This window comes from Nevskia ramosa DSM 11499 (assembly GCF_000420645.1).
GTDB classification, from domain to species: domain Bacteria; phylum Pseudomonadota; class Gammaproteobacteria; order Nevskiales; family Nevskiaceae; genus Nevskia; species Nevskia ramosa.
Genome location: NZ_ATVI01000009.1, coordinates 212,263 through 238,414, shown reverse-complemented (window position 1 = coordinate 238,414; position 26,152 = coordinate 212,263). Strand labels below are relative to the sequence as shown.

24 protein-coding genes are annotated in these 26,152 nt (G+C 66.0%); 14 read left to right on the top strand and 10 right to left on the bottom strand.

The features are described 5' to 3' along the window. Positions 1-2: 2 nt before the first annotated feature. The 3 genes from boxB to G513_RS23600 form a co-directional block, all read right to left on the bottom strand. Complete coding sequence (gene boxB / locus G513_RS0116330; protein WP_022977935.1) at positions 3-1,430, bottom strand: benzoyl-CoA 2,3-epoxidase subunit BoxB; 1,428 nt, start codon at positions 1,428-1,430, stop codon at positions 3-5. Positions 1,431-1,467: 37 nt separating this feature from the next. Next, positions 1,468-3,141 (bottom strand): 2,3-epoxybenzoyl-CoA dihydrolase, encoded by a 1,674-nt coding sequence (boxC, locus tag G513_RS0116325; RefSeq protein WP_022977934.1) that lies wholly within the window; start codon positions 3,139-3,141, stop codon positions 1,468-1,470. A gap of 84 nt (positions 3,142-3,225) precedes the next feature. Further along, the gene (locus tag G513_RS23600) at positions 3,226-4,131 is read right to left on the bottom strand and encodes a helix-turn-helix transcriptional regulator (RefSeq protein ID WP_022977933.1); all 906 of its coding nucleotides are present in this window, start codon (positions 4,129-4,131) and stop codon (positions 3,226-3,228) included. A gap of 153 nt (positions 4,132-4,284) precedes the next feature. Here G513_RS23600 and G513_RS0116315 point away from each other — a divergent pair, with 153 nt between their 5' ends. Then, positions 4,285-5,880: a benzoate-CoA ligase family protein gene (locus tag G513_RS0116315; RefSeq protein WP_022977932.1), complete on the top strand. Its 1,596-nt coding sequence runs from the start codon at positions 4,285-4,287 to the stop codon at positions 5,878-5,880. Then, positions 5,877-6,689 carry an alpha/beta fold hydrolase gene (locus G513_RS0116310; protein ID WP_022977931.1) on the top strand — a complete coding sequence of 271 codons (813 nt, stop codon included), beginning with the start codon at positions 5,877-5,879 and terminating at the stop codon, positions 6,687-6,689. The genes G513_RS0116315 and G513_RS0116310 overlap by 4 nt, the downstream gene beginning before the upstream one ends. On the opposite strand, the gene G513_RS0116305 is transcribed toward G513_RS0116310, so the two are convergent. The 3 genes from G513_RS0116305 to G513_RS0116295 are packed head-to-tail and all read right to left on the bottom strand — an operon-like array spanning position 6,668 to position 8,496. Then, positions 6,668-6,844 carry a rubredoxin gene (locus tag G513_RS0116305; RefSeq protein ID WP_022977930.1) on the bottom strand — a complete coding sequence of 59 codons (177 nt, stop codon included), beginning with the start codon at positions 6,842-6,844 and terminating at the stop codon, positions 6,668-6,670. The genes G513_RS0116310 and G513_RS0116305 overlap by 22 nt on opposite strands. A gap of 35 nt (positions 6,845-6,879) precedes the next feature. Then, a complete protein-coding gene (locus tag G513_RS0116300) occupies positions 6,880-7,776 on the bottom strand; it encodes a fatty acid desaturase (protein WP_022977929.1) in 897 nt (298 codons plus the stop codon). Positions 7,777-7,809: 33 nt separating this feature from the next. Continuing rightward, positions 7,810-8,496, bottom strand: coding sequence for a TetR/AcrR family transcriptional regulator (locus tag G513_RS0116295; RefSeq protein ID WP_022977928.1), 687 nt, complete (start codon positions 8,494-8,496; stop codon positions 7,810-7,812). A 133-nt stretch (positions 8,497-8,629) separates the two neighbouring features. On the opposite strand from G513_RS0116295, the gene G513_RS23595 reads away from it, so the two are divergent. The 3 genes from G513_RS23595 to G513_RS23590 all read left to right on the top strand — a co-directional run bounded on the left by G513_RS23595 (position 8,630) and on the right by G513_RS23590 (position 12,157). Next, positions 8,630-9,745, top strand: coding sequence for a phosphotransferase (locus tag G513_RS23595; protein ID WP_022977927.1), 1,116 nt, complete (start codon positions 8,630-8,632; stop codon positions 9,743-9,745). A 13-nt stretch (positions 9,746-9,758) separates the two neighbouring features. Further along, positions 9,759-10,856 (top strand): Rv3169 family protein, encoded by a 1,098-nt coding sequence (locus G513_RS0116285; RefSeq protein WP_022977926.1) that lies wholly within the window; start codon positions 9,759-9,761, stop codon positions 10,854-10,856. Positions 10,857-10,978: 122 nt separating this feature from the next. Beyond that, the gene (locus tag G513_RS23590) at positions 10,979-12,157 is read left to right on the top strand and encodes an NADH:flavin oxidoreductase/NADH oxidase (RefSeq protein ID WP_022977925.1); all 1,179 of its coding nucleotides are present in this window, start codon (positions 10,979-10,981) and stop codon (positions 12,155-12,157) included. A gap of 44 nt (positions 12,158-12,201) precedes the next feature. Here G513_RS23590 and G513_RS0116275 read toward each other — a convergent pair whose 3' ends face one another. Then, positions 12,202-14,526: a Tex family protein gene (locus G513_RS0116275; RefSeq protein ID WP_022977924.1), complete on the bottom strand. Its 2,325-nt coding sequence runs from the start codon at positions 14,524-14,526 to the stop codon at positions 12,202-12,204. 176 nt (positions 14,527-14,702) lie between these two features. On the opposite strand from G513_RS0116275, the gene G513_RS0116270 reads away from it, so the two are divergent. From G513_RS0116270 to G513_RS0116230, 9 genes are all read left to right on the top strand, one after another. Continuing rightward, the gene (locus tag G513_RS0116270; protein WP_022977923.1) at positions 14,703-15,689 is read left to right on the top strand and encodes a DUF2804 domain-containing protein; all 987 of its coding nucleotides are present in this window, start codon (positions 14,703-14,705) and stop codon (positions 15,687-15,689) included. Between the two features lie 72 nt (positions 15,690-15,761). After that, positions 15,762-16,319, top strand: coding sequence for an ECF-type sigma factor (locus tag G513_RS0116265; protein WP_022977922.1), 558 nt, complete (start codon positions 15,762-15,764; stop codon positions 16,317-16,319). A 100-nt stretch (positions 16,320-16,419) separates the two neighbouring features. Continuing rightward, the gene (locus G513_RS0116260) at positions 16,420-19,074 is read left to right on the top strand and encodes a serine/threonine-protein kinase (protein WP_022977921.1); all 2,655 of its coding nucleotides are present in this window, start codon (positions 16,420-16,422) and stop codon (positions 19,072-19,074) included. An 85-nt stretch (positions 19,075-19,159) separates the two neighbouring features. Further along, positions 19,160-21,427 (top strand): hypothetical protein, encoded by a 2,268-nt coding sequence (locus G513_RS0116255; RefSeq protein ID WP_022977920.1) that lies wholly within the window; start codon positions 19,160-19,162, stop codon positions 21,425-21,427. 84 nt (positions 21,428-21,511) lie between these two features. Continuing rightward, the gene (locus G513_RS0116250) at positions 21,512-22,009 is read left to right on the top strand and encodes a hypothetical protein (protein WP_022977919.1); all 498 of its coding nucleotides are present in this window, start codon (positions 21,512-21,514) and stop codon (positions 22,007-22,009) included. A 42-nt stretch (positions 22,010-22,051) separates the two neighbouring features. Continuing rightward, entirely contained in the window at positions 22,052-22,810 is a 759-nt protein-coding gene (locus G513_RS0116245) for a CsgG/HfaB family protein (protein WP_022977918.1), read from the top strand. A gap of 3 nt (positions 22,811-22,813) precedes the next feature. Further along, a complete protein-coding gene (locus G513_RS0116240; RefSeq protein ID WP_156891741.1) occupies positions 22,814-23,281 on the top strand; it encodes a hypothetical protein in 468 nt (155 codons plus the stop codon). A gap of 71 nt (positions 23,282-23,352) precedes the next feature. Further along, positions 23,353-23,910, top strand: a complete 558-nt coding sequence (locus tag G513_RS0116235; RefSeq protein ID WP_156891739.1) for a hypothetical protein — start codon at positions 23,353-23,355, stop codon at positions 23,908-23,910. Between the two features lie 200 nt (positions 23,911-24,110). After that, positions 24,111-24,821, top strand: a complete 711-nt coding sequence (locus G513_RS0116230; RefSeq protein ID WP_169560672.1) for an outer membrane beta-barrel protein — start codon at positions 24,111-24,113, stop codon at positions 24,819-24,821. Positions 24,822-24,926: 105 nt separating this feature from the next. Here G513_RS0116230 and G513_RS0116225 read toward each other — a convergent pair whose 3' ends face one another. From G513_RS0116225 to G513_RS0116215, 3 genes are all read right to left on the bottom strand, one after another. Beyond that, complete coding sequence (locus tag G513_RS0116225; RefSeq protein WP_022977914.1) at positions 24,927-25,238, bottom strand: helix-turn-helix domain-containing protein; 312 nt, start codon at positions 25,236-25,238, stop codon at positions 24,927-24,929. Continuing rightward, positions 25,225-25,542 (bottom strand): type II toxin-antitoxin system RelE/ParE family toxin, encoded by a 318-nt coding sequence (locus G513_RS0116220; RefSeq protein WP_022977984.1) that lies wholly within the window; start codon positions 25,540-25,542, stop codon positions 25,225-25,227. The genes G513_RS0116225 and G513_RS0116220 overlap by 14 nt, the downstream gene beginning before the upstream one ends. Positions 25,543-25,658: 116 nt before the next feature. Next, on the bottom strand, positions 25,659-26,054 hold the full coding sequence (locus G513_RS0116215) for a VOC family protein (protein WP_022977913.1): 396 nt from the start codon (positions 26,052-26,054) through the stop codon (positions 25,659-25,661). Positions 26,055-26,152: the final 98 nt, after the last annotated feature.

Here is a 26,152-nt window from a genome sequence, read left to right as displayed (position 1 = left end):
CTTCAGTTGAAGCGCACGTACTCCATGTCCATCGGCTGCTTGTTGACGCCCACCAGCGGCGCCGAAATCCAGTTCGCGTACTGCCCCGGCGTGTTGACACAGCCCATCAGGCTGGTCACGTAGGCGCGGTCGGCAACGGTCGGCAGCCAGTTGGAGACGTTGGCATCCCACTGCGCCTGCGTGATCGGCGTGCCATCCGGCGCAACGCGGGCGCCGGACAACGAACCGATCTGGCGATTGAAGGCCTTGTGCGGCACGGTCAGGCGGAACGGCAGGCCGGCCTTCTCGATGACCTTGTTCCAGCGGCCGATGCCGGCTTCGGAATCCTTGATGAAATCGTCTCTGAGCACTTCGTTCAGCGCGTTCAGCATCGGCACTTCTTTCTCGACCAGCTTGCCGTCGACGACTTCGAGAATCTTGTAGCCCATGTCCTTCAGCACATGGTCGTCGACCCGCCGGCCTTCCTCGTAACGGCCCTTGATGCCGGACGAATAGAAGGTTGCGGCATTCGACGATTGATCGGCGCCGAACAGATCGAGCGTCACGCTGTAATGGAAGTTCAGATAGCGCTGCAGGGTGCCGAGATCGATCGCGCCGAGCGCGCGCACCTGGTCCGGTGCTTCGACGTTGTGCTTCTTCATCAGCTCGCAGGTGCGGGCGATCACGCGCGACACGCCGCTCTCGCCGACGAACATGTGATGCGCTTCCTCGGTCAGCATGAACTTGGTCGTGCGGGCCAGCGGATCGAAGCTCGACTCGGCCAGCGCGCAGAGCTGGAACTTGCCGTCGCGGTCGGTGAAGTAGGTGAACATGAAGAAGCTCAGCCAGTCCGGCGTCTGCTCGTTGAAGGCACCGAGGATGCGCGGATTATCTTCCTGGCCGGAGCGGCGTTCGAGCAGCGCATCGGCTTCCTCGCGGCCATCGCGGCCGAAGTAGCGGTGCAGCAGATAGACCATCGCCCACAGGTGGCGGCCTTCCTCGACATTGATCTGGAACAGGTTGCGCAAGTCGTACTGGCTCGGCGCGGTCATGCCGAGGTGACGCTGCTGCTCGACCGACGCCGGCTCGGTATCACCCTGGGTGACGATGATGCGGCGCAGGTTGGCGCGATGTTCGCCCGGCACTTCCTGCCAGACATCCTCGCCCTTGTGCTCGCCGAAATGGATCTTGCGTTCCTGCACCTGCGGCGACAGGAAGATGCCCCAGCGGTAGTCCGGCATCTTGACGTGATCGAAGTGCGCCCAGCCGCTCGGCTCGGCCGATACCGCGGTACGCAGATAGACATCGTGCTGATGCGAGCCGGCCGGACCCATGTCGCCCCACCAGTTCAGGAAGTTCGGCTGCCAGTTTTCGAGGGCGCGCTGCAGGGTGCGGTCACTGGACAGATTGACGTTGTTCGGAATCTTCTGGCTGTAGTCGATCGTGGACATCGTGCGGCTCCGAAATGGATGAATGGAAGAATGGAGTTCAGACGCGGTTGCGATCGAAGACCGCCTTTTCGCCCTTGCCGTAGACCTTGAGTGCACCCTTGTCGCCAACGGCGTTCGGGCGAATGAAGATCCAGTTCTGCCAGGCGCTGAGGCGGCCGAACACGCGGGTCTCCATGGTTTCGCCGGGGCCGAAGCGCAGGTTCGCTTCGAGGCCGGTCAAGGCATCCGGCGACAGTGCGGCGCGCTCTTCGCAGGCGGTGCGGATTTCATCGTTCCAGTCGATATCGTCCGGATTCGCGGTGATCAGGCCCAGGCTCAGCGCTTCGGCGGAATCGAGCTGCTGGCCGATGGCCCGCTTGGCGGACTCCATCGGCGAGGTTTCTTCATAGAAGCGACGCGCCAGACGGGCCTTGTGATTGACCATCGGATAAGCGCCGAAGTTGAGCGCGTTCAACTGGATCACCGGGCCGTTCTCCGGCAGCAGCTGCATGTAGCTGCGGTCCGCCGCGAAGGCGATTTCGGCCAGGGTGCCGACGAAGCAGGAGCCTTCTTCGATCAGCGCGAACAGCGTGCGTGACGACACATCCAGCCGCGCCAGGCAGCGGCGCAGCAGGCCGCGCGTTTCGCGCACGAACCAGTTCGTGGCATGGGCTTCGAGCGCTGCATCACAGGCCAGCACCGCAGCCTGATCGCCTTCGGTGCGCAGCAGCCAGGTGCCGATGTCCAGCTCGTTGGTGCGCAGATGCAGGATCGCGTCATCCAGTTCGCGGCCCATCTGCAGCGGCCACCAGCTGGCACCGGCTTCGAGGATGCCGGCGAGGTCCGACGGCTGTGCCGTCTTCGGCGCGCGCACGGTGAGATGGGCGAGGCGCTTGGCGCGGTCGATGCGGATCGACACGTTGCCGTACTCGACGCCATCCGCCGTGAGGCTGCGATCGATCGGTGTCAGCGCAACGCCTCTGGCATTGGCCGGGCGATCGCTCTGCGCGTCGAGTTTGTCGACTTCGGCCTTGATTGCCGCTTCGAACGCCGCCGGCTTGGCGATCTCGTCGACCAGCCGCCAATCCTTGGCGCGCTGGCCACGCACGCCTTCGACACTGGTGCAGAAGATGTCGGCATGGTCATGGCGGACGCTGCGCTTGTCGGTGACGCGGGTCAGGCCGCCGGTGCCCGGCAGCACGCCAAGCAAGGGCACTTCCGGCAGCGACACCGACGACGAACGATCGTCGACCAGCAGGATGCGATCGCAGGCCAGTGCCATCTCGTAGCCGCCGCCGGCGCAGGCACCGTTTACTGCGGCCAGGAACTTCAGACCCGAATGACGGCTGGAGTCCTCGATGCCGTTGCGCGTCTCATTGGTGAACTTGCAGAAGTTCACCTTCCAGGCGTGCGTCGACAGGCCAAGCATGAAGATGTTGGCACCCGAGCAGAAGATGCGGTCCTTGCCCGACGTGACGACGACGGTGCGCACTTCCGGATGCTCGAAGCGGATGCGATTCAGCGCATCGTGCAATTCGATGTCGACGCCGAGATCGTAGGAATTGAGCTTCAGCTTGTAGCCGGTCTTGATGCCGCCATCCTCGGCGACATCCATCGCCAGCCTCGCAGTCGTCCCGTCGAAGCTGAGCTTCCAGTGCCGGTACTGCGAAGGATCGGTCTGATAGTCGACCTGCAGGTCGGCAGTAACGGGCGGCGTGGCAGGCAGGCTCATCAGGACATCCTCGGGGAGCGACGGTGATGCATTATTGTGCATGCATTATTATGCATGTCAACCCGCCCAAACTTCATCGAGGCCTCAGATGAGCTTGGCGAGCGCCCCACTCAATTCCGCATGGCAGCGTTCCAGCGCCTTGCCGCTGGTATCGAAGCGCAGATCGGCCTTGGCATAGAACGGCGTGCGTTCGTTGAGGATCAGCTTCAGATCGGCCATTGCTTCGCGGTTGCCGGACATCGGCCGCAGATCGCCCTGGGCGACGACCCGGTTCATGTGCTCGTCCGGCTCGGCGGTCAGCCAGACCGTGTAGCAGTGGGCCAGCAGCACGTTGAAAGTGGCCGCTTCGGAAACGATGCCGCCGGGCGTCGCGATCACCGCTGCCGGATGCGCCTTCAGCGCTTCGTCGAGCGCGCGGCGCTCGTAGCGACGATAGGCCGCCGGCCCGTACAAGGTATGGATCTGCTCGGGCTTGCAGCCGGCGATGCGCTCGATCTCGCGATTCAGCTCGACGAAGGGAATGCCACGCTCGGCGGCCAGCATCCGGCCCAGCGTCGATTTGCCGGCGCCGCGCAGGCCGACCAACGCAATACGCTGCGAGCGCTGATCGGCCGCGCCGTCGACGCCGAACAACTCGGTCAACCGTGCCCGCGCCAGCGCCAGCTCGGCCGGCGTGCGCTCGTGCAGCAGATCGCGGATCAGCAGCCAGTCGGGGCTATCGGTGGTTTCATCGCCTAGCAGTTCGGCGATCGGGCAGTCCAGCGCCTTGGCGACCTGAGCCAGGATCAGCACTGAAGGATTGCCATCGCCGGCTTCGAGATTGGCCAGATGACGCTCGGAAACATCGGCGATCTGCGCCAGGGTTTTTCGGGTGATGCCGCGCCGCGCGCGCAGGCCGCGCACCCGGGTGCCGAGCGCCACCAGCAGCGGCTCGCGGCCGTCTTCGGTCGCAACTTCGACGGGGACTTCGGCAGGGCGTTCGCGGCTCATCGGCGGGGTCGAGCAGGCATTTCGGCAAGGCGTCGGGCTTGACGCTGAGATGCATTATGTTGCATTTTCCTCGCGCCTTCCATGAGGCGGTAGTTCTCGTACCGGGGTGCGGACAGTCAGGCGCCCGGACATTGCGCAGGAGGAGCAGCACCGATGCAAGCCCCGACAAGCCCAACGATCGAGCGCCCGCCCGAGCAATTCAATTTTGCCGCGCACCTGCTGGCGCTGAACGCGACCCGCGCGGCAAAGACGGCGTACGTCGATGACAGCCGGACGATGAGCTACGGCGAACTCGCCAGCCGTGTGCGCCGCTTCGCCGCTGCCCTGCCCGCGCTCGGCCTGCGCCGTGAAGAACGGGTGCTGCTGGTGATGCAGGACTGCGTCGACTGGCCAGTCGCGTTCCTTGGCTGCCTGTACGCCGGCGTGGTGCCGGTCGCAGTCAACACCTTGCTGCCGGCGGCGGACTACGCCTGGATGATCGGTCACAGCGGCGCGCGCGCGGTGTTCACGTCGATGAACCTGCTGCCGACCGTGCAGGCCGCGCTGGCCGCAAGCAGTCCACTGCCGGTGTTCGTATCGAATGCTGACGAAGCTGCGTTGCCAGCCGGCGTGCGGCCATTCGCCGTCCTCGCCGATCGTGGTGCCAATGGCGACGAAGGGGCGATCACTGCCGCCGCAACCCATCGCGACGACATTGCCTTCTGGCTCTACTCCAGCGGCTCCACTGGCAAGCCGAAAGGCACGGTGCACACGCAGGGCAATCTGTTCATGACCACCGCGACCTACGGCCGGCATGTGCTGAAGCTCGATGAAAGCGACGTGACCTTCTCGGCCGCCAAGCTGTTCTTCGCTTACGGCCTCGGCAATGCGCTGAGCTTTCCGCTCAGCGTCGGCGCCACCGTCGTGCTGCTCGGTACACGACCGACCGCCGAAGCGGTGTTCGACAAGCTCGTGCGTCATCAGCCCACGGTGTTCTTCGGCGTGCCGACCCTGTACGCGCTGATGCTCGCCTCGCCTGCCCTGCCCGCGCGCAGTGCCTTGCGCCTGCGCCGCTGCACCTCGGCCGGCGAAGCGCTGCCGAAAGACGTGGGCGAGCGCTTCACCGCGCATTACGGCGCACCGATCCTCGACGGCATCGGCTCCACCGAGATGCTGCACATCTACCTGTCGAACAGCGATGAAGGCCTGCGCTACGGCAGCAGCGGCAAGCCGGTGCCCGGTTACGAGATTCGCCTGGTCAACGAAGACGGCCTGCCCAGCGCCGATGGCGAAACCGGCGAGCTGCAGGTACGCGGCGACAGCGCGGCGCTGATGTACTGGACCAATCGCGACAAGTCCCGAGCCACCTTCATCGGCGACTGGCTGAAGAGCGGCGACAAGTACGTGCGCGATGCCGAAGGCTGGTACACCTACTCCGGCCGCGCCGACGACATGCTGAAAGTCAGCGGCCAGTACGTGTCGCCGTTCGAGATCGAAAGCGGCCTGATGGCGCATGGCGCAGTGCTCGAAGCGGCGGTGATCGGCACCCTCGATGCCGATGGCCTGACCCGCTGCAAGGCCTTCGTCGTGCTCAAGGACGGCCATGCTAAAGGCCCGGACCTGTGTAGCGAGCTGCGCAGCTTCCTGAAAGCCCGGCTGGCACCGCACAAGGTGCCGCGCGATCTGGTGCTGATCGACGAACTGCCGAAGACGCCGACCGGCAAGATCCAGCGCTACCGCTTGCGCGAACGCGAAGCGGCCAAGACATGACATCCCTGTTCGCGGCGATCAGCCATCGCGGCCGCGATCTGTCCATCGAATACGTCTGGATCGAGGCCGCCGCGCCGGATGCACCGCTGCTGGTGTTCCTGCACGAAGGCCTTGGCTCGGTCGCCATGTGGCGAGACTTCCCGGCACAGCTATGCGCCGCCACCGGCTGCCGCGGCCTGGTCTATTCGCGTCCCGCCTATGGCCGTTCTACGCCGAAGTCTCCGGATGAACACTGGGGGCCGGACTTTCTCGAAATCCAGGCGCTGGAAGTGTTGCCGGCCTTGTTCGCGGAAGTCGGCATCGATCTGCAGCGCGAGCGGGTGATCCTGTTCGGCCACAGCGACGGCGCTTCGATCGCCTTGATCCACGCTGCGCATTTCGGCACGCAGCTCGCCGGCATCATCGTGCTGGCGCCGCACATCATGGTCGAGCCGATCAGCATCACCAGCATCGAGCGCGCGCGGGTTACGTACGAGACCACGGACTTCAAAGCCAAGCTCGCCCGCTTTCACGACGACGTCGAATCAGCCTTCCGCGGCTGGAACGATGTCTGGCTCGATCAGCGCTTCAAGGCCTGGTCGACAGAATCGCTGCTGCCGCAGATCAACTGCCCGGTGCTCGCGATTCAGGGCCTCGATGACGAATACGGAACGATGGCGCAGATCGATGGCATCGCCGCCGCTGCGCCGAAAGTCGAACTGCTGAAGCTCGAAAGCTGCGGCCACTCGCCGCATCGCGATCAGCCCGAACGAGTGACTGCCGCGATCGTCAGCTGGCTGGCGAAACTTCAGCCCTCGATCAAGTCGTAATCACCCTTCGCCGCACCACACTCCGGGCACATCCAGTCGTCCGGAATGTCCTCGAAACGAGTGCCGGGCGCGATGCCGGCGTCGGCATCGCCGAGGGCTTCGTCATAGATGTGCGAGCAGTAGCGGCAGCGATAGCGGCGGTTGGCTGTGCTCATCGAGGTCTCCTCAGCTTTTTATAGTTGGACTCGGCTCAAGCGCCCGGCGCCGGATGAATCGTCGGCCGGATCGCGAAGCCGTACTGGATCGCCAGATCGCGCTGGCGCAGCGCCGGCTCCAGCAGCTGCCAGACGCGGACGTTGTTGTAGAACGGCGTGGTCGGATACAGGTGGTGAATCAGGTGGAAGTTCTGGTACTGCAGCGCCGGCGTCATGAAGCTCTCGAAGCCGAGGCGGATCGCCGTGGCCTTGGTCAGGTTCTCGTCCTGGCGCACGTCATGCGGCACGTGCGGCAGCCAGAAGAAGCTGAAGCCGAGGGTGAGGAAGATCATCCGCGAAGGCACGAACCAGAGCATCACCAGATGCCAGAAATAACCATTGGCGATCAGCGCGCCGAAGACCACGGCGGTGCCTGCGGTCAGCCATAGCGAACGGCGCAGATAAGGCTTGGAAATCTTGTCGCCATAGCGAATGGAGTGGATCAGATAGAGCAGATCGATCGCGATCCAGCGAAATGGAAGACTCCAGGTCGGGCCATGCAGGATCTGGTCAGGATCGCGCGGGCCGCCGGTGAACCGGTGATGGAGGATGTGGCCCCAGCGGAACAGTTTCAGATCGACATACGGTGCGCCGAGCCAGACGGTGGTCTGGCCGATGAAGTCGTTGAGCCTGGCGTTGGTCGAGATCGCGCGATGAATGGAGTCGTGAACGATCGAGAACGCGAAGTAGCCAATCACGCTGTTGATGACCATGCCCCACCACAGCGGGATGATGCCGATGCCGGCCAGCACATAGCTGGACAGGTAGACGCCGACCACCAGCACCCACAGCGCGACGGTAGGCCAGGCGATGTCGGGCGCGCGGGTCAGGCGATTGAATTCGGCCTTCTGCTCGGGGCTCAGGCCGGTCAGCGATACGGGGGCAGTGCTCATGGGGAACTCGCGGTTCAGCGGATTGGGAACGGTTCAGCCGCGCGGGCCAGGACGTCGACGCCGGGGCGCGATCAGGACATCGCTGGGCGGAACGCGCGGCGGGCGATTCGGGTCCGGGCGGCGGCGTGCGCTTGCGGCCCCTGGAGCGGCCACCGGAGCCGCTTGGGCCTTGCTGCCGATCATCGATTCGATCATCGGCTCCAGCAGGTCTTCCAGGCTGCAGCCATGCACCAGCTGGCCGGCGACGTGCAGGGTCATCAGACCATGCAGCGACATCCAGAACAGATGGGCAACCTGGCGGGCATCGCCATGCAGCAGGCCGGCATCGATCGCCGACTGCGCGACTTCGACGCCGTGCTCCACCACCCGCTGACGCGCGGCCAGCAGGTCCGGGTACTGGGTCAGCGGCGTCGGGTGCGCGGCGAAGATCAGCAAGTAATCAGTCGGCCAGCGGCGCACGTAATCGATGTAGGCCTCGGCCACCGAGCGGATGCGCTCCAGCGGCGGCGCCTTGGCGTGTTCCTGCTCGTGCACATGGCGATCGAAGGCCTGCGTGCACTCGGTGCGCAAGGCGACCAGCAAGGCTTCCTTGGATTCGAAATAACGGTACGGCAGCGTGTGGCTGATGCCGGCCATCTCGGCAAGGCGGCGCAGCGAGATGGCATCGATGCCCTCGCGGCGATAGATGTCGAGCGCCAGCCAGACCAGGCGCTGGCGCATCGCATCGAGGCTTTCTTGACTTAACGGGGCTCGTGGCATAACTTGATTTAACACTGTAAATTATACAGCGTCAAATTTTGATTCGGCAGCATCGACATGCCGGACGAAACATCAACAATCGCGAGGAGAACGCATGAGCACCCAGACCACCCCGCTGCGGCATGACCCAGCCGCTGGCCATCCCCTGATCGATGGTCCGGCCGGTTTGACCCCGGAATGGCTGACTGCCGTGCTGCGCGCCAGCGGCCGCATTCGTGCCGCGCGCGTGATCAGTGCCAGCACGACTGCCGTCGGCAACGGCATGCTCGGCACCAATCTTCGTATCGCCCTCGCTTACGACATCGCCGAAACCGGCGCACCGGCAACCCTGGTCGCCAAGATGGCGGCCGCCGGCGAAACCAGCCGCGCTTCCGGCACTGCACTCGGCCTGTATGAACGCGAGACGCGCTTCTATCAGGTGGTCGCGCCGCGCCTCGGCCCCGTCGTGGCCACCGCGCTGTTCGCCGACATCGCCGCCGACAAGACCACCTTCTGCCTGCTGTTCGAAGACCTCGCCCCCGCCCGCGGCGGTGATCAGCTGACCGGCTGCAGCCTGGCAGATGCCGAAGCGGCGATGGACGCAGTGGCGGCCATGCAGGCACCGCTGTGGAACGACAAGGCAACGCTGTCGCAGCCGTGGATGAGCCGCGACCTGATGGTCGGCATGTACTCCAGCCAGTTCCCCCCGGCGGTGCAGATGGTCAAGCCACGCTTCGCCGCGCTGCTCGAACCCGGTGTGGCAGCGATCCTCGACGAGTTCGCGGCGAAGATCGTCCCCTGGTTCGCGATGCAGATCGCGCCGTTCACCATCGTTCATCACGACTACCGGCTCGACAACATGCTGTTCGACGCCCGTTGCGGCAAGACGCCGGTCGCCGCGCTCGACTGGCAGACCCTGATGGCCGGGCCAGGTGTGCTCGACGCCAGCTACTTCATCGGCGCCGGCCTGTTGCCCGAGGTGCGCCGGCCGGTCGAGGAGACGTTGGCTCGTCGTTACCACAGCGCCCTGCTCGCCCGCGGCGTCAGCGATTACAGCTGGGAGCGCTGCTGGCACGACTACCGCCTGCTGGCGCCACACGGCCTGATCATGGGCGTGGTCGGTGCGGCGATCACCACGCCGACCGAACGCGGCGATCAGATGCTGAGCACGATGATCAATCGTCATGCGCAGCAGATGATCGATCTCGATTCGCTGTCCCTGATCCACTGAGCCGAGACACGACATGCTGACCAAGGGTGACGACTACCCGATTCACCAGACGGCCGAGCCGATTGCCTACGCCGGCACCGATCGCAACTTTTACGACCGCTATTTCTTCAACGGCTACAACCCGGAAGGCAGCGTGTTCTTCGCCGCCGCGCTCGGCGTCTATCCGCTGCTGAACGTCATGGACGCGGCGTTCTGCATCGTCGTCGATGGCGTGCAGCACAACCTGCATGCCTCGCGGCATCTGAAGATGGAGCGCATGGATACCCAGGTCGGGCCGATCTCGGTCGACGTGGTCGTGCCGCTGCAGCAGCTGCGCGTGCGGGTGGATTCCGCCGAGCACGGCATCCATGCCGACATCCTGTTCAGCGGCTACGCCGAAGCGCTCGAAGAGCCGCGCTACACCCGCCGCAACGGCCCGCGGATGTTCATGGACCTGACCCGGCTGACCCAGCAGGGCCACTACCGCGGCTGGATCGAGGTGCAGGGTAATCGCTTCGTCGTCGATGGCATGACCGGCACCCGCGATCGTTCCTGGGGCGTGCGACCGATCGGCATGGCCGATCCGCAGCCGATGGACCCGCCGGGCTTTTCGCAGTTCCACTGGCTGTGGTCGCCATTGCATTTCGACGATTGCTACGTGCTCTACAACCTCAATGCCGACGAGCACGGCGAGCCCTGGAACATGGGTGCGGTGATCGGCCGCAACGGCAAGCACGTCGAGCATCTGCGCAGCGCCACCTCGACACTGCGCATCCCTTCCGGCACTCGTCATGCGGATTCGGCCTCGTTCCAGTTCGTCCATCGCAATGGCGACGAGACGCGCATCGACCTGACGGTGAAATGGCCGTTCTTCATGACCGGCCTCGGCTACTTCAATCCGGACTGGGCGCATGGCCTGAACAAGGGGCCGCTGGCCGTCGGCTACGACCAGATCCGCACCGCCGACATTCGCACCCATCTGCCGCCGTACTCGCACATCCAGGCTTTCGTCAGCGCCACGATGACCGGGCCGGATGGTCGCGTCAGCCAGGGTTTCGGCGTGCTTGAGCAGTTGCTGATCGGTGCCTATGCGCCGCTGGGAATGACCGGGCTGCTGGATCCGATGCCTTGAGGGTTTGCCCCAGGTTCGCGTGAGCACCGATCCGGCATGAATGCTGCGGGCCAGCCCTGTGCATCCTCCACAAGCCGCTGGCCGTAGCCTCAGATCATCCCCACCAGATCCGGAGCCGTTACATGCCGAACCTGTTCAGCCCGTACACGCTCAAGGGCGTGACCCTGCGCAACCGCATTGCCATGTCGCCGATGACCATGTACCGGTCCACCGACGGCGAGATGACCGACTTCCACATCATGCTGATGGGCTCGCGCGCCGCTGGCGGCTTCGGCCTGATCTTCCCGGAGCAGATCGCGGTGACGCCGGACGGCCGCACCAGCGTCGGCTGCGGCGGCATCTGGAAGGACGAGCAGATCGAAGGCCTGAAACGGGTCACGACGATCATCAAGGAATTCGGCGCGGTGCCGGCAATCCAGCTCGGTCACACCGGCCGCAAGGGCTCGGAACTCAAACCCTGGCAGGGCGGCGCGCAATTGCCGCCGGATCATCCGGACGGCTGGCCAGTGGTCGGGCCGTCGGCGATTCCCTACGGCGGCCATCGCACCTACCCCGTGCACGAACTGACGCGCGACGAGATCAAGGCGATCCACCAGGCGTTCGCCGACGGTGCCCGCCGCGCCGCCGATGCCGGCTTCGAATGGCTGGAACTGCACTTCGCGCACGGCTATCTCGGCTCCAGCTTCTTCTCGCCGCTGGCCAATCAGCGCACTGACGAGTACGGCGGCAGCGTCGCCAATCGCGCCCGTTTCCATCTCGAAGCGATCGACGCCGTGCGCAAGGTCTGGCCCGAACGGCTGCCGCTGACCATGCGCTTGGGGTCAGACGATCTGCACCCGAAAGGCGTGCAGTTCGAGGACTCGATCGAAGCCGTGCGGATGATGAAGGACCACGGCCTGGACCTCGCCGATCTCAGCATCGGCTTCAATACCGATGAGATGAGCGCGCCGCCGTTCGCGGACATGGCGTTCATGGTCGAGCGCGCGACGCGGCTCAGGAATGAAGTCGGCATTCCGGTCGCGGCCAGCTGGAATCTCGGCCTGCCGTCAGTGGCCGATCAGGTGATCCGCGAGGAGCTGATCGACATCGCCATGCTCGGCCGCCCGGCGCTGGCCAATCCGCACTGGCCGGTCTGGGCCGCGCGCGAACTGGCCCACGAAGACCCGTTCTCGCTGGTGCCGGAAGACTGGGCCTGGTGGCTGCGGAATTTCCGCGCCCACGATTCCTGCATCGGCTGGCCGGCGCCTGGGACTTCCGAGCAGACGCGGATCGCTTCGGCGAAGCAGGCGCGGTCGGCCTGAGCCGAGCGCTTGCTTTCTCCCCCGTATCGCGGGGGAGAAAGCTTTCAGCGCTTCTTCAGCGCATCCGCCAAGGCACTACCCAGCGAACCTAGCGGCGCCGCCGGCTTCTGCGAGCCGCGCTGCGGCTGCGTGCTGCGCCGGTCCGGCGCACGCTCCGCACCACGGGCGCCGGCCACCGGCGCCGCCGAGCCATCGTCCTTCTTCATCGACAGCGCGATGCGGCCGCGCTTCACGTCGACATCGACAACCCGAACCTTGACGATCTGCCCAGCCTTGACTACCTCGTGCGGGTCCTTGATGAAGCGGTCGGACAATTGCGAGACGTGCACCAGCCCGTCCTGATGCACGCCGATGTCGACGAAGGCACCGAAGGCCGCGACATTGGTCACCGTGCCTTCGAGGATCATGCCTGGCTTGAGATCAACGACTTCGTTGATGCCGTCGGCGAAGGTTGCGGTCTTGAACTCGGGGCGCGGATCGCGACCGGGCTTTTCGAGTTCGCTGATGATGTCGCGCACCGTCGGCAGGCCGAAGTGCTCGCTGATGAACTGCTTGGGGTCGACCTTCTTCAAGGCCGCGCTGTCGCCCATCACCTCGCGCAGATCGCGGCCGCAGGCGCTGACGATCTGCCGCGCCACTTCGTAGGCTTCCGGATGCACTGACGAGGCATCGAGCGGCTCTTCGCCATCGCGAATGCGCAGGAAGCCGGCGCACTGTTCGAAGGTCTTCGGGCCCAGGCGTGACACGGTCAGCAGCGCCTTGCGCGACTTGAAGGCGCCGTGGCTGTCGCGATGGAAGACGATGCCTTCGGCCATCGAACGGCTCAGGCCGGACACCCGCGCCAGCAGTGGCGCGGACGCCGTGTTCAGGTCGACACCGACCGCGTTCACCGCATCCTCGACCACCGCATCAAGCTGCTTCGCGAGCCGGAACTGATCGACATCGTGCTGGTACTGGCCAACGCCGATCGACTTCGGATCGATCTTCACCAGTTCGGCCAGCGGGTCCTGCAGACGACGGGCGATCGACACCGCACCGCGCAAGGTGACATCGAGATTCGGGAATTCGTTGGCCGCCAGTTCGGAGGCCGAGTAGACCGACGCGCCGGCCTCGCTGACCACCACTTTCAGCGGCCTTGGCTCGGGCAATAGCGGCAGCAGTTCGGCGACCAGTTTTTCGGTCTCGCGGCTGCCGGTGCCGTTGCCGATGGCGATCAGTTCGACGTTGTGCAGCTTGCACAGCCGTGCGATCTCGGCCTGCGCGCCGCGGGTATCGTTGCGCGGCTGGAACGGGTAGACCGTGGCGGTATCGAGCAGCTTGCCGGTGGCATCGATCACCGCGATCTTGCAGCCGGTGCGGATGCCCGGATCAAGGCCGAGCGTGGTCTTGGCGCCGGCCGGTGCGGCCAGCAGCAGCGCCTTCAGATTGCGCGCGAACACTTCGATCGCTTCGGCCTCCGCACGCGTACGCAGCTCGGTCATCAGATCGACCGACAGGCTCATCGACAGCTTCACCCGCCAGGTCCAGCGCGCCACCGACATCAGCCAGGCATCGGCTTCGCCGCCGTCCGCTTTGATGTCCTTGGAGGCCGCGATCATCTTTTCGATCGGCTTGTACGGCGACACATCGTCGGCATCGACTTCGATATCGATGCTCAGGAATTCCTCGTTGCGGCCACGCATCATCGCCAGCGCGCGATGGCCGGCGACCTTGGCCAGCGGCTCGTGATGATCGAAGTAATCGCTGAACTTGGCGCCGGCATCGGCCTTGCCTTCGATCAGCTTGGCGCGCAGCTCGCCGCGTTCGCGCAGATAGGTACGAAGCTGGCCGAGCAGCGCCGCGTCTTCGGCGAAGCGCTCGGTGAGGATGTCGCGGGCACCGTCGAGCGCGATCTTCGCGTCGGTGACTTCGCCCTGCACGAACGGCAGGGCGACGACACTCGGCACCACGCTGCGATCGTTGAGGATCAGCTCGGCCAGCGGCTCCAGGCCACGCTCGCGGGCGATTTCGCCACGGGTGCGGCGCTTCGGCTTGTACGGCAGATAGAGATCCTCGACCTCGGCCTTGGTGGTCGCGGCATTGATCTTCGCTTCCAGATCCTCGCCGAGCTTGCCCTGGCTGCGGATCGAATCGAGCACCGCCGCGCGGCGATCCTCGAGTTCGCGCAGATAGCCCAGGCGCTCTTCGAGCTTGCGCAACTGGGTGTCGTCGAGCCCGCCGGTGACTTCCTTGCGATAGCGCGAGATGAAAGGCACGGTCGCGCCCTCATCGAGCAGATCGACCGCCGCCGACACCTGGCGCGGCTGGGCGCCGATCTCGATGGCGATGAGATTCAGGATGTCGCGGTGAACGCGGTCGGCAGCAGTCATGTGTGGCGGAAGCAGAACAGGAAGCGGGGCCGGACGATAGCGCCTGCGGGGCCCAAAAACCAAGACCCCACCAAGATTGACAAGAGCGCGCCGATGTCGCCTGGAACCGGACTGACAACGCACAATGGCCGTCCGTCGACCTGCGCGCCTGCCTGATGAACCCGCCGATTCCGTCAATGCCCGCGCTGCCCCCCGCTCCACCGGCGCTCGATGCCGGCGTCGGCAGACCGGCGGCATCCGGCCGCTACCGCGGCACGATCGCCGATCTGTCGACCGCTGCCTGGGACGGCAACCATGGGCTGCTGTCGCGGCGGCGATTGCAGCGCAAGGGCTGGATGTACTTCTCGGCAGTCACCGAGCGCTACAGCGTCGGTTACGCGATCGTCGATGCCGGTCTGGTCGCCACCGCGTTCGTCTACGTCTATGACCGCGAGCAGCAGCGGCTGATCGAGGAGAAAGCGACCTTGCCGCTCGGCTTCGCCGCGAACTTCGCGCCGGACTGGCGACAGCCCTGGCAGCTGGCCCAGCGCGGCAAACGCGGCGGCAAGCGCTGGCAGATCACGCCGAGCGCCGAGGGCTGGCAAGTCCGCTTCGCCAGTCCGCGGCTGACCGTGGCGATGGATGTGGCGCGCAGTGGCGATGGCCTGAGCGCGATCAGCAGCGCGCCGGGCCGGCCGTTCCATCACACCTGGAAGCTGTGCGCTGTGCCGGTGGCGCTGCGTCTCGGCATCGACGGCACGACGATCGACGTGGCCGCCAGCGGCGCGCTCGATTTCACGCTCGGCTATCCACCGCGCAGCTCGCTGTGGAACTGGGCCAGCCTCGATGGCCTTACCGACGACGGTCGCAAGCTCGGCATCAATGTCGTCGCCCATTTCATGAACGGGCTGGAGAACGCGCTATGGCTCGGCGACGAACTGATTCCTCTGGCCCAGGCGACGTTTGACTACGACCCCGCACAGCTGATGGCGCCGTGGCGCATCCGCACCGCGGACGGCCTCGTCGATGTCACGTTCACGCCGGATGGCCAGCGCGCCGAGCATCTGAACGCGCTGTGGCTGGCCAGCCGCTTCGCGCAACCGTTCGGCCGCTTCGAAGGGCGCGTCGGGCAGGCCCGGGTATCGGGTTTCGGCGTGGTCGAGGAACATGCAGCGCTGTGGTGACCGACGGGCGATGAAGGAACGCGCCGGGCGATCGCCTTCGCCCATCGTTCCGACTCCCGATCGTTGCCTGCCATGAGCGACATCACCCGACTGCTCGGCGCTGCTTCGTCCGGCGATGCTGCGGCCGTGCAGCAGATCTACGCGCTGCTCTATCCGGACATCCGCCGCATTGCCCGCGCGCGGCTGATCGAGGCCGGTGGCGTCACCGGGCTGGACACCACGGCGCTGGTCCACGAAGGCTTCCTGCGCATGGCCGAGCGCGAGGGCCTGCACGGTGATCGGAAGCTGCAGTTCTTCGCCTATGTCGGCCGCGCGCTGCGTTCGGTGGTGCTCGATCACCTGCGCGCCCGGGCCACCGAGAAGCGCGGCGGCGACGTGCAGATGCTGACCCTGTCGCACGCCGACGACGTGCCGGCCGAAGCCGGGCTCAGCCAGGACCTGGCCGCGCTCGATGCCGCGATCGAGCAGATGCGCGCACTCGATGAAACCCTGAGCCAGACGGTGGAGATGCACTTCTTCGCCGGCATGACCATTGCCGAGATCGCCGAGGCGCGGGCGGTGTCGACCCGCACGGTCGACCGCGAGTTGAAGAAGGCGCGGCTGCTGCTCGCCGAGCTGCTGGCGCCGTGACCCCAGTCGAGCCGGCGCTGTCGTGATCGGCGCCAAGAATGCGTCCTGACAAGTACAGGGCCCGCGATCGGCGCCGGCCTGCAACGGAGCAGCGCGCGTCTTGATCGCCCGCGAACAATGGGCCGCTTGGTCGAGCCTGCTCGATGAAGCGCTGGACCTCGACGAAGCCGCGCGCCCCGCCTGGCTGGCCGCGCTGCGCGAGCGCGATCCGCCGGCCGCCGATGCGGTGCAGCGCCTGCTCGGTCACGAGGACCATCGCAGCACGCTGCCCGGCGCCGGAAACCTGTTCACGATCAGCGGTGGCGCGCTGCCGTCTTATCCGCAGGCCTTGCACGCCGCCCTCGGCGAAGACCCGGCGGAGGTTCCGGCCGCACAGCCCGGCCAGTCCTTCGGTCCCTGGCAGGTCAGCCGCCGCCTCGGCACCGGTGGCATGGGTGAAGTCTGGCTGGCCACTCGTACTGATCGCCTCTACGAAGGCCAGGCGGCAATCAAGCTGCTCGCCACCAGCAGCGATGCCCGCCGGCTCGGCGCCCGCTTCGCCCGCGAGCGCAATCTGCTGGCGCGGCTGTCTCATCCGGGTATCGCCCGGCTGCTCGATGCCGGCGTGGTCGGCGAGCAGCCCTACCTCGTGCTCGAGTACGTCGATGGCCGCAGCCTGATCGATCACGTGCGCGAGCAGGCGCCGACCGTCGCCGATCGTGTGCGCCTGGCGATCGCCATCGGCCACGCGGTCGAGTACGCGCATTCGCGGCTGGTCGTGCATCGCGATCTGAAGCCGTCGAACGTGATGGTGACCCGCGCGGGTGAGGTCAAGCTGCTCGATTTCGGCATCGCCTCGATGCTCGATGACGACAGCAGCGGCCATACCGATTCGCGCACCGCGCTGACCCGCCTGCATGGCCGCGGCCTGACCCTGGACTACGCGGCCCCCGAGCAGATCGCCGGCGAAGCGACCGGCATCGCTTGCGATGTCTATGCGCTCGCCGTGCTGCTGTTCGAGCTGCTGGCCGGCCAGCGGCCGCTGCGTGGCGAACGGCCCGGCCGCGCCGCGCTCGAACATGCGGTGCTGCATGTCGAAGCGCCGCGCCTGTCGCGGATGATCGGCGGCGCGCGTCCCGCCGGCTGGCAACCTGGCGATCAACCGATCGACGCGGCCAAGCTCGGTAGCGGTCTCGACGCCGTGCTGGCCAAGGCCATGCGCAAGGCGCCGGAGGATCGTTATCCGACGATGACGGCCTTGATCGCCGATCTCGACAACTGGCTGGCGCACCGGCCGCTGCAGGCCGCGCCCGGTGACTGGCGCTATCGAGGCCGGCTGTGGCTGCGGCGCAACCGCCTGCAGGCAAGCCTGGGCGCGGCGGTGCTGCTGAGCTTGAGCATCGGCCTCGGTCTGAGTCTGTGGCAGTGGCAGCGGGCGCTGCTCGAAGCGCGCAAGTCCGAAGCCGTGCAGGGCTTTCTGGTCAGCCTGTTCAGCGCCTCGGACAACTGGGAGAACGGCGGCCACGAGCCGACGCTGCGCAGCGTCGTCGAAGGCAGCGCCGAGCGGGTCGAGCGCGAGCTGGCAGCGATGCCAGACGTCCAGCTGACGCTCAACGAAGTGCTGGTCAACACCTACCAGGGCCTGGGCGATTACCGGGCCGGCGAAGCGATCGGCCGGCGCTCGATCGCCCTCGCCGAACAAGTGCATGGTGCCGACAGCGCAGTCCGCGCCCGCTTCATCAACACCCTGGCCAACAACCTGATCGACAGCGGCCGCTTCGACGAAGCCGCGCCGCTGCTGCTCGAAGCGATCCGCATCCTGGCCAGCCTGCATGGCGCGGACAGCCTCGAAGTTGCCGATCTGCAGAACGATCTCGCCGCCGTCGAGGCTTCGCGCGGAAGACTCGACGAAGCCGTGCGCCTGCGCCGCGCGGCCCTCGCCCGCTTCGAGCACGATCCCAAGGCGCGGCCTTCGGAAGTGGCGCGAGTCCGTGGCGATCTCGGCGTGTCGCTGGACCGCGCCGGCGCCTGGCGCGAAGCCGAGGCGATCCATCGCATCGGCTACGAAGCGGCGCTGGCGGCCGGTGAGCCGAAGGCGCTGCGCTACTCCAGCCTGCCGCACAACCTCGGCGCGATCCTGCGCCGGCTCGGCCATTACGCGGAAGCCGAGCGCCTGCTCGGCGAAGCGGTGGCGATCCGCCGCAAGGAAGCGGCCGACCACCCCTATCTCGGCCTGAGCCTGCGCAATCTGGCGCTGCTGTATGCGGAGACCGGCCGCGGCCCGGAAGCGGCGGTGATGATCGACGAAGCGCTGGCAATCCTGCGTCGCAAGTACGGCGATGGCAGCGTCGCCGTGCGGATCACCGAGCTGCAGCAGGCACTGATCGCCGCCAGCAACCGGCCCGTCGACGCCAGCATCCAGGCCGCCGCCGAAACCGTGGCCCGTCAGGCACTGGCCAGGATCACCGCCGACACGCCGCTGGAACTGGCGCGTGGCCATCTGATGCTCGGTCAGATCCTGCTGCTGCAACCAGCGCGGGCAGCAGCCGCGCGTGAGGAACTGAAGGCCGCGGTGGAACTGTTCGAGCGCCATGAGGGCGTTGGCCATCCGGAAGCGGCGATGGCCAACGGCCTGCTCGGTATCGCCGAACGGGCCGCGGGTGCGGACGACGCCGGAAGCCGGCGTCTGCAGGCGGCGATCAATACCTTGTCCGCCGAAGTCGATCCCGAGCAGAGCGTGCTGGTCCGTCTGCGAGCCGCGCAGAAGCAGCCCTGAGTCCGGCTCGAGCCGGACGCCGCTGTCGTGATTGGCCGGGCCAGCGCGTCTATCCCAGTGAACGTTCATCGACACGGGGAATTGCATGTCCGGCCTGCCAGTGCTGTACCGCCGCCTGTTCGCGGCTCCTACCTTCCTGATGGCCTTCCTGCTGGCCCTGCTGCTGATGGCGCCGGCCGCCCGGGCCACGGTCTTCGATGACGCCTGGGATTGCGCGTCCAGCGTCGGCAAGGGCTTCTATCTGCAGGCCACGGTCGGCGCCAAGGCGCTGGCCTTCGTTGCCAGCCCGACCGGCGCGCAGTGCGTCGCCAACTTCACGTCGACGCCGCATGTGGTCGGCATGGGCGTGGTCATCGGCGTCGCCAATGCCGGCGTGCTGCCGACGCACCAGCCGGCCTGCGAAGGCGCGATCTACGACACCGTCGCGGCGCCGATCGCCAACGGCCTGAGCCTGATCCCGATCCTGCCGGCGCCGGCCAAGCAGCAGCTGTTCCTGGTCGCCAAGGGCGAATTGCAGGGCTCGGCGATGCGCAACCTGCCCGGCGTGAGCTTCGTGACCGGTGCGCTGTCCTGCGGCTGCGGGCTGACCGATGCCGGCCTGTCGGTCGATACCGTCAAGCAGGTGGTCAGCTCGATCGACAACATCGGCAATGCCTGCGGCGGGCCGGTGTGGGATGCGGCGAAGAACATCGTCAAGGGCGCGCTCGGCGTGCTGAAGAACCCGGGCGACGCGGTCATCGATGGCATTTCCAACCTCGGTGACTATCTGTCTGGCCAGCACAAGCACATGCCGCCGGACGTCTATTTCGCGATCAACTACGGCTACGAGGTATCGAACGTCGCCGGCTACCTGTCGACGTTCCGCGACTGGGTACGGAAGAACGACGGCTTCTACTCTCCCAATCCGCAGCCGGGCCAGTGGTCCAATATCGAAGGCTCGCGTGAAGGCTGCCGCGCCTACTTCGACAGCCACACGATGTCGCCCGACAAGGCCAGGCGCGCCTGCGACGACATGATCGACGGCACCACGACCAGCGACACGATGTTCGCCAACAACGGCTTCAAGCAGCGCGTGCGGCAGCGGCTTTTCGAGTACGCCGTGGTCGAGGCCGTTCGCAGCCGGGCCGAAGCCGCCGCAGCCTGGAACGAACAGAACCTGACGCTGAACCTGCCCGCCGACGTGCCGGCAACCCTCGCCAAGGCGCCGCTGAAGAGGGCTTCGTACGTGCTCTACGGCACCGACACCGGCGGCATGACGCCCAGCATCTACAGCCTCGATCACCGCGAAGGCGCGCAGTTCCCGTTCGATTCGATCGGCGACCGCGCGACCAAGCTGTGGCCGCAGGTGGCCGGCGACACGCTGGCGCCGATGGATCCCTTCCAGGCCGGTGCCCAGGCACGTGCCCAGGCCGCGAAAGCGGTGCAGATGGCCGAAGCCGCGTATCCGGATCTCACCGGCACCGCGCGTGCGCAGGCGCAGGCCCGGGTCGCGGCGGACATCGCCGCCTATCGCAAGCAGCAGGCGCAGCTGGCGGCGATCAACGCCAGCATCCACGAAAGCCTGCACCCGGAACTGAAGTGCGGACCGAAGAACAAGGAGCAGTGCGTCGCCGCCGTGCAGCAGGCGATGGCCGACTGCGAGTACCGGAAAGACGCTTATTCCGAAAAATATCCGCACGTGCTCGATGCGGATTACCACAACCCGAGCGTCCTGCAGGCTTACCGCGACATTCAGCAGGACTGCGATCAGCAGGTCGACGTACTGCTGAAAGCCTCGCGCAATATCGTCGCCTATCGCTCACCGGGTGAGGACGCGAGGGGCTACAGCTTCAAGGGCGCCAACGGCGTCGGCAATGCCGCGATGCTGACCCGGCTGGAACGGCAGAACAACGCCAACATTCATGGCGGGATTTCGCGTAATCCCTATCGTGTGCTGCTGACGCAGCCGATCGATGGCGGAAGCGTGTCGACACAGATCCCGCGGAACCTTCCGCAGACGCTGCCGCCACCAGTCGCGACACCGGGCGCGACACCCGAGCGCGAGGGCCGCCGTCCGCCGCCGATCCGCATCCCGGGACGTCGCGATGCCGAAGTTCCGGCGTCTGCCCCGATGCCGATGCCGGTGCCGGTGCCGGTGCCAGCGCCGATGCCAGTCCCTGTCCCGGCACCCGCGCCGCAGGGCTTCACACAGCGGTTGCCACAGAATCTGCCGCCGCCGATCGCGGCCCAGCCGCCACGGACCTGTGCGCCGACACCGCAGCGCGGCATCGTCCAGTGCCCGGATCGCCCCAGCTTCGTTGCCTGCCAGCAGGCGCAGGCCGAAGGGCGGGTGCGCCAGTGTCTGGCGCCGTAGGGCGTGTCGTGATTTTCGCCGCCACCGCGTCTGTTCAAGCAGAAGGGTTCGAACCTCATCGAACCCGCCTGCCGAGAGCCCCCCATGAACCTGCGCTTCCACCATTACCTTGCGCTCGCACTGCTGCTGGCCGGAAGCGCGGCCCAGGCTGTGCAAGCGGCAGACACGCCGAGCGGCGAGGAATTCAGCACCGCCTACCCCAATGCCGCGCCCGGCTACGACCCGCCCGGCACCTACTCGAATGATCCCTACGCGCAGCCTCAGCAGCCCGCGCCGCAAACCGCGCCGCGCGGCTGGAGCGGTCAGTCGACGGCACCGTCGAACGGCTATGGCGCCAGCGGTTACGGCAGCAGCCAGGGCTATGGCAGCGGGCAGGCCGGCGGCATCCAGGGCGGCAGCTTCGCCGGCCGTGGCCAGACACAAGGCGCCGGCACCACGAATCCGTACAGCAGCGGCAAGACCTTCACCAAACCGCCGAAGAACAACGTCGACCCCTCGGCGTTCGGCGGCGGTGCCAATGGCAGCAACGGCTGGCCACAGCCGAACACCGAAACGCCAGCGCCAACGCCAACGCCGTACTGATCTCCCCATTTGCAACACACATTCGCAACACAGGAGCCCGTCATGTTTCGTAAACCGCTTTCCGCTTTCCTGCTGATCGCATCGATCGGCGCCAGCACGCTGCCTCTGCCCAGCTACGCCGCCAGCAAGGCGGTGGTCGACGACACCGAGAACTCGAAGGAGCTGGAATCGGTGGGCGTGCCGAAGGTCAAGCGCAAGGTGTCGGTCACCGTTTACGAAGTGCGCAGCGCGGTCAGCGAACTCAATGTGCGCGCCGCCACCGACATGTTCACCACGGCGCTGGTCAAGAGCCGGCGCTTCAGAGTAGTGGAGCGCAGCAACCTCGCCGGCGGCGTGTCGCAGGAGCATCAGTTGAATTCGAGTGGCGCGTCGACCGGCAACGTCGCCAGCCAGCAGTTGCGAGGCGCGCAGCTGATCTTCGAAGCGGTGATCTCGGAAGCCAATGCCGATGGCGGCGGCAGCGACGGCGCACTGACCGTGGCCGGCGTGACGCTGGGCGGCAACAAGAGCAAGGGCAGCATCGGCATGGACGTGCGGGTGCTCGATGCCGGTAATGGCGACGTGCTCGATGCCGTCAACGTCACCAAGAAGCTGTCATCCGGCGGCTTCAGCATTGCCGGCATCGGCTCAGCGGTGGACACGGTGATGTCGAAGACCACCGGCAAATCGCTCGGCGATCTGACGCCGGACGGCGGCGCCTCGGTCAGCAGCAATGAAAGCGTCGACAAGGCAGTGCGCGCGCTGATCGAAGCTTCGGTGAAGGAACTGGCGAGCCGCTCGCCGGAATGGTTCGAGGAGTAGACCGTGCGCGGTCTATTGCCAGTCGGCGCTGCCCTGCTCGGACTTAGCCTTGCCGGCCTGGTTCAGGCCGAATCACCGCGCCGCAGCTTTCAGGGCTCGACCGAACAGGCGGCCGATACCCCGGGATGGAACGGCCGCCTGCCGGACGGCGCCGATCCGCGCGCAATGACCGGCGCTGGCAGCAAGCTCGGCCTCGATGCCGATTACGGTGCTGGCAATGCTGGCGACTACAGCCGCTACGGAAACCGCTACGGCTTCGATCAAGGACCCTGCGGCTGGAACGATGGCCCCGGCCTTCGCGGTGGCGGCCGCACGGCGGGCAGCCTCGATGGCGGCAGCTTCCGCAGCACCGTTCGCTGTGCCGATGGCTATCCGGGCCTGCCGCTGCGGCAGCGGTCTGCACCGGCCCCGATTCAACTCTGGGATCAAGCGCCCTACCTCGGCTACGACGACGCACCGTATCGGCGCTGAATCGTCCGCCTGTCGTGATCGCGCGCCGCTTCGCGTCTATCCAGACAAGACCACCCACCGGAGTCATGCCGATGTCGATCCACGCCACGCAAAGCCTGCGCATCCTCGCCACCACCACGCTCGGCCTCGGCCTGCTCGCCTCGCCGCTAGCCAGCATGGCTGCGCCGATCATCAAGCCTGATGTCTCCAACGCCCGCTGCAAGCTGATTCCGCCGGACAGCATGGCCGAATACCTGCGTGTGCATGACGTGTTCTTCAGCGCGCCCGGCGTCAGCGTGCCGTTCAAGGCTGGCGAGGTGATCAAGGATCAGCAGCCGATCAAGATCGAATACAAGGCGCCGAAAGACGCCACGCTGAGCTACGAGATCGGCTGGCTCGGCGCCTGCGGCGTGCATACAAACGCCAGCCTGGTGCTGCGCGAAGAAGTCCGAGGCAGCGGCAGCTGGAGCGCCATCGTCTCCACGTCCACCTCTGGCGCCGAGATTCCGGACGGCACGCCCGCCGTCCTCACCCTGATCCAGACCGTGTCCGAACCGCTGCCCAAGGGTGCCGGCATGTTCGCGATGCCGAAGGTCAAGAACACCACGGTTGGCGAATACACGATCCGGATCAATCCGCCGAAGAATTGAAAGCAGACGGCAGGGTCGACACGGCCCTGCCGGTACTTCGTGTAGAAAGTGATGGAGCCGTTCAGGAAGCGCTCAGCTTCGAACGGCCAATCTTGCGTCGCTCGATGACGCAGCAGCTCCCAATCCAGGGGGCGTGCAGCGACCCGGCACGCAACGGCCCAATCCGGGCCATCACAGGACCCCGCGCAGCGACCATGACCATGTCCAAGAACCTGAACAAAGTGTTGATCTCGATGGCAGTCGTCATCGCCCCGTTGTCGACCTACGCGGACGGCCGCGGACATGGTCGCGGCAACAACGACGATGGCTACGGCAACCCGACGGTCGATGTCTCCGCCTTCGCTGGCGCCAACTTCCAGACCATCGACGACGGCTTCGACTCCACCAATCCGGATGGCTACGACCTCGGCGTGCGCGGCAAGATCTTCTTCGGCCATGGCCTGTTCCTCGGCGGCGAATACACCTACGCCAATGCCGATGACCAGTTCGCCGGCGACAAGGTGAAATACAAGCTCGACGAATTCCGCCTCGGCGGCGGCCTGCTGATGCCGATCGCGCCGGAATTCAAGCTGGGCGGCTACGCCCACTACGTCAACCAGCAGGTCGATACCACCTACCTGGGCGACACCACCAACGGCAAGGCCACGGGCTACGACGTCGGCGGCCTGATCGAATTCAATCCGTCGCGCCGCGCCCAGATCTACGGCCGCCTCGGCTACATCAGCCTGGAGCCGGAGAACAACAACAACGACAGCGCCCGCGCCGACGGCGTCGACCTGCTCGTTGGCCTGAGCTACAAGATCACCCGCGAAACCAGCCTGTTCGGCGAATACCGCTACACCAACCTGCAGGACGACTTCAGCGAGTCCGACTACAGCTCGGTGCGCGGCGGCGTCCGCTTCCAGTTCTGATCGAAGCTTGAAACAAGGCGGGACCGCCGTTGGCGCGTCCCGCCTTGCTGCGTCTTCGGCGCGACTGCCTGGGCGGCATTCATCGGCGATTCGGACGACGTAACACTAAGACTGGAAGACTTCACGAATCACTTCTGGCCGCTTGGCCGCAATGGCCAGCAACGACTGGGCAGCACCCGAGGGCTTGCGTCGACCTTGCTCCCACTCCTGGAGCGTACGAGGCGAGACGCCAAGCACCTGAGCGAACTGCGACTGGGACAGACCTGACTTGGCCCGGGCCTGGGTGACCTCCGAAAGGGCGATCTCGTGCACGCGCCCCTTCTTCTCTGCCTTCATTTCCAGCACGGACGCCAACAACTCGGCACCGAGATCTCGCTTGGCATCCCGCGCCTTCAACTTCTTTTCAGTCATGGGCATTGAGGGCCTCCTTGATCTTGAGTAGTACCTGAGGCGCGATGTTGTCCTGCACGCCCTTGGCATAAATGAGCAGCAAGTAGATGCGCCCATCCGCGAGCTGGTTGTAGTGGATGACACGCACGCCGCCACGCTTGCCTATACCCGCTCGGGACCAACGCAGCTTTCTGCAGCCACCGGCACCGGGAATGACGTCGCCCGCTTCCGCGTGGGCGGCAATCCATGCCGCAAAGGCACCACGCTCTTCCTCTGTCCAGTAGTCGGCACAGAGACGCGAGAACGTAGGGGTCTCGATAACGGTGAACATGGCGAACTATACGTCTCTGACGTATCTACTACAAGCCGTTCAACGCGAAGTTAAGCCGCAGCGACAGCAACCGCCAGAGAGCCGCGACTGATCCCGGGAGCGCATTCATCGTCGACTCAGGCCGCATAAGGCTCGTGGACGATCCGCTCGGAAATCCACCAGATATTGCCGTGCGCATCCCGGACGCCACCCTGCCTATCGCCATACGGCATGTTCTGCACCGCCATCTCCAGCACCGCACCCTGCTCGATCGCCCGCGCCATCGAAGCGTCCGCGTTCTCGACGTACAGGTAGTACGCACCACTCATGGCCGGATAGCCTTTCGAGGCTTCGCTGACCATCACCGTCGACGTACCCAGCATCACCTGAACATTGGCGACGAGCCCATCCGGCCGCATCGTCCGGCAGGTTTCTGCGCCGCCGAGGCCGTTGATCAGGAAGCTGATGAAGGTTTCCGCGTTCTGGACGAAGAAGTACGGCGTGACTGTGTTGAAGCCGGGCGGGATGTACATTGGAATCTCCTCAGCACAAACGAAATGTAAACCGTAAAAGGGCGGGAAAGCGGCCGGCTGTATGGCCGCGCATCCCGCCATGTGGAGCCGTCGGCGCG

Coding starts and splice junctions, on each gene's coding strand:
- boxB (WP_022977935.1), bottom strand. CDS start 1,430: ATGTCCACGATCGACTACAGCCAGAAGATTCCGAACAACGTCAATCTG.
- boxC (WP_022977934.1), bottom strand. CDS start 3,141: ATGAGCCTGCCTGCCACGCCGCCCGTTACTGCCGACCTGCAGGTCGAC.
- G513_RS23600 (WP_022977933.1), bottom strand. CDS start 4,131: ATGAGCCGCGAACGCCCTGCCGAAGTCCCCGTCGAAGTTGCGACCGAA.
- G513_RS0116315 (WP_022977932.1), top strand. CDS start 4,285: ATGCAAGCCCCGACAAGCCCAACGATCGAGCGCCCGCCCGAGCAATTC.
- G513_RS0116310 (WP_022977931.1), top strand. CDS start 5,877: ATGACATCCCTGTTCGCGGCGATCAGCCATCGCGGCCGCGATCTGTCC.
- G513_RS0116305 (WP_022977930.1), bottom strand. CDS start 6,844: ATGAGCACAGCCAACCGCCGCTATCGCTGCCGCTACTGCTCGCACATC.
- G513_RS0116300 (WP_022977929.1), bottom strand. CDS start 7,776: ATGAGCACTGCCCCCGTATCGCTGACCGGCCTGAGCCCCGAGCAGAAG.
- G513_RS0116295 (WP_022977928.1), bottom strand. CDS start 8,496: ATGCGCCAGCGCCTGGTCTGGCTGGCGCTCGACATCTATCGCCGCGAG.
- G513_RS23595 (WP_022977927.1), top strand. CDS start 8,630: ATGAGCACCCAGACCACCCCGCTGCGGCATGACCCAGCCGCTGGCCAT.
- G513_RS0116285 (WP_022977926.1), top strand. CDS start 9,759: ATGCTGACCAAGGGTGACGACTACCCGATTCACCAGACGGCCGAGCCG.
- G513_RS23590 (WP_022977925.1), top strand. CDS start 10,979: ATGCCGAACCTGTTCAGCCCGTACACGCTCAAGGGCGTGACCCTGCGC.
- G513_RS0116275 (WP_022977924.1), bottom strand. CDS start 14,526: ATGACTGCTGCCGACCGCGTTCACCGCGACATCCTGAATCTCATCGCC.
- G513_RS0116270 (WP_022977923.1), top strand. CDS start 14,703: ATGCCCGCGCTGCCCCCCGCTCCACCGGCGCTCGATGCCGGCGTCGGC.
- G513_RS0116265 (WP_022977922.1), top strand. CDS start 15,762: ATGAGCGACATCACCCGACTGCTCGGCGCTGCTTCGTCCGGCGATGCT.
- G513_RS0116255 (WP_022977920.1), top strand. CDS start 19,160: ATGTCCGGCCTGCCAGTGCTGTACCGCCGCCTGTTCGCGGCTCCTACC.
- G513_RS0116250 (WP_022977919.1), top strand. CDS start 21,512: ATGAACCTGCGCTTCCACCATTACCTTGCGCTCGCACTGCTGCTGGCC.
- G513_RS0116245 (WP_022977918.1), top strand. CDS start 22,052: ATGTTTCGTAAACCGCTTTCCGCTTTCCTGCTGATCGCATCGATCGGC.
- G513_RS0116235 (WP_156891739.1), top strand. CDS start 23,353: ATGTCGATCCACGCCACGCAAAGCCTGCGCATCCTCGCCACCACCACG.
- G513_RS0116230 (WP_169560672.1), top strand. CDS start 24,111: ATGTCCAAGAACCTGAACAAAGTGTTGATCTCGATGGCAGTCGTCATC.
- G513_RS0116225 (WP_022977914.1), bottom strand. CDS start 25,238: ATGCCCATGACTGAAAAGAAGTTGAAGGCGCGGGATGCCAAGCGAGAT.
- G513_RS0116220 (WP_022977984.1), bottom strand. CDS start 25,542: ATGTTCACCGTTATCGAGACCCCTACGTTCTCGCGTCTCTGTGCCGAC.
- G513_RS0116215 (WP_022977913.1), bottom strand. CDS start 26,054: ATGTACATCCCGCCCGGCTTCAACACAGTCACGCCGTACTTCTTCGTC.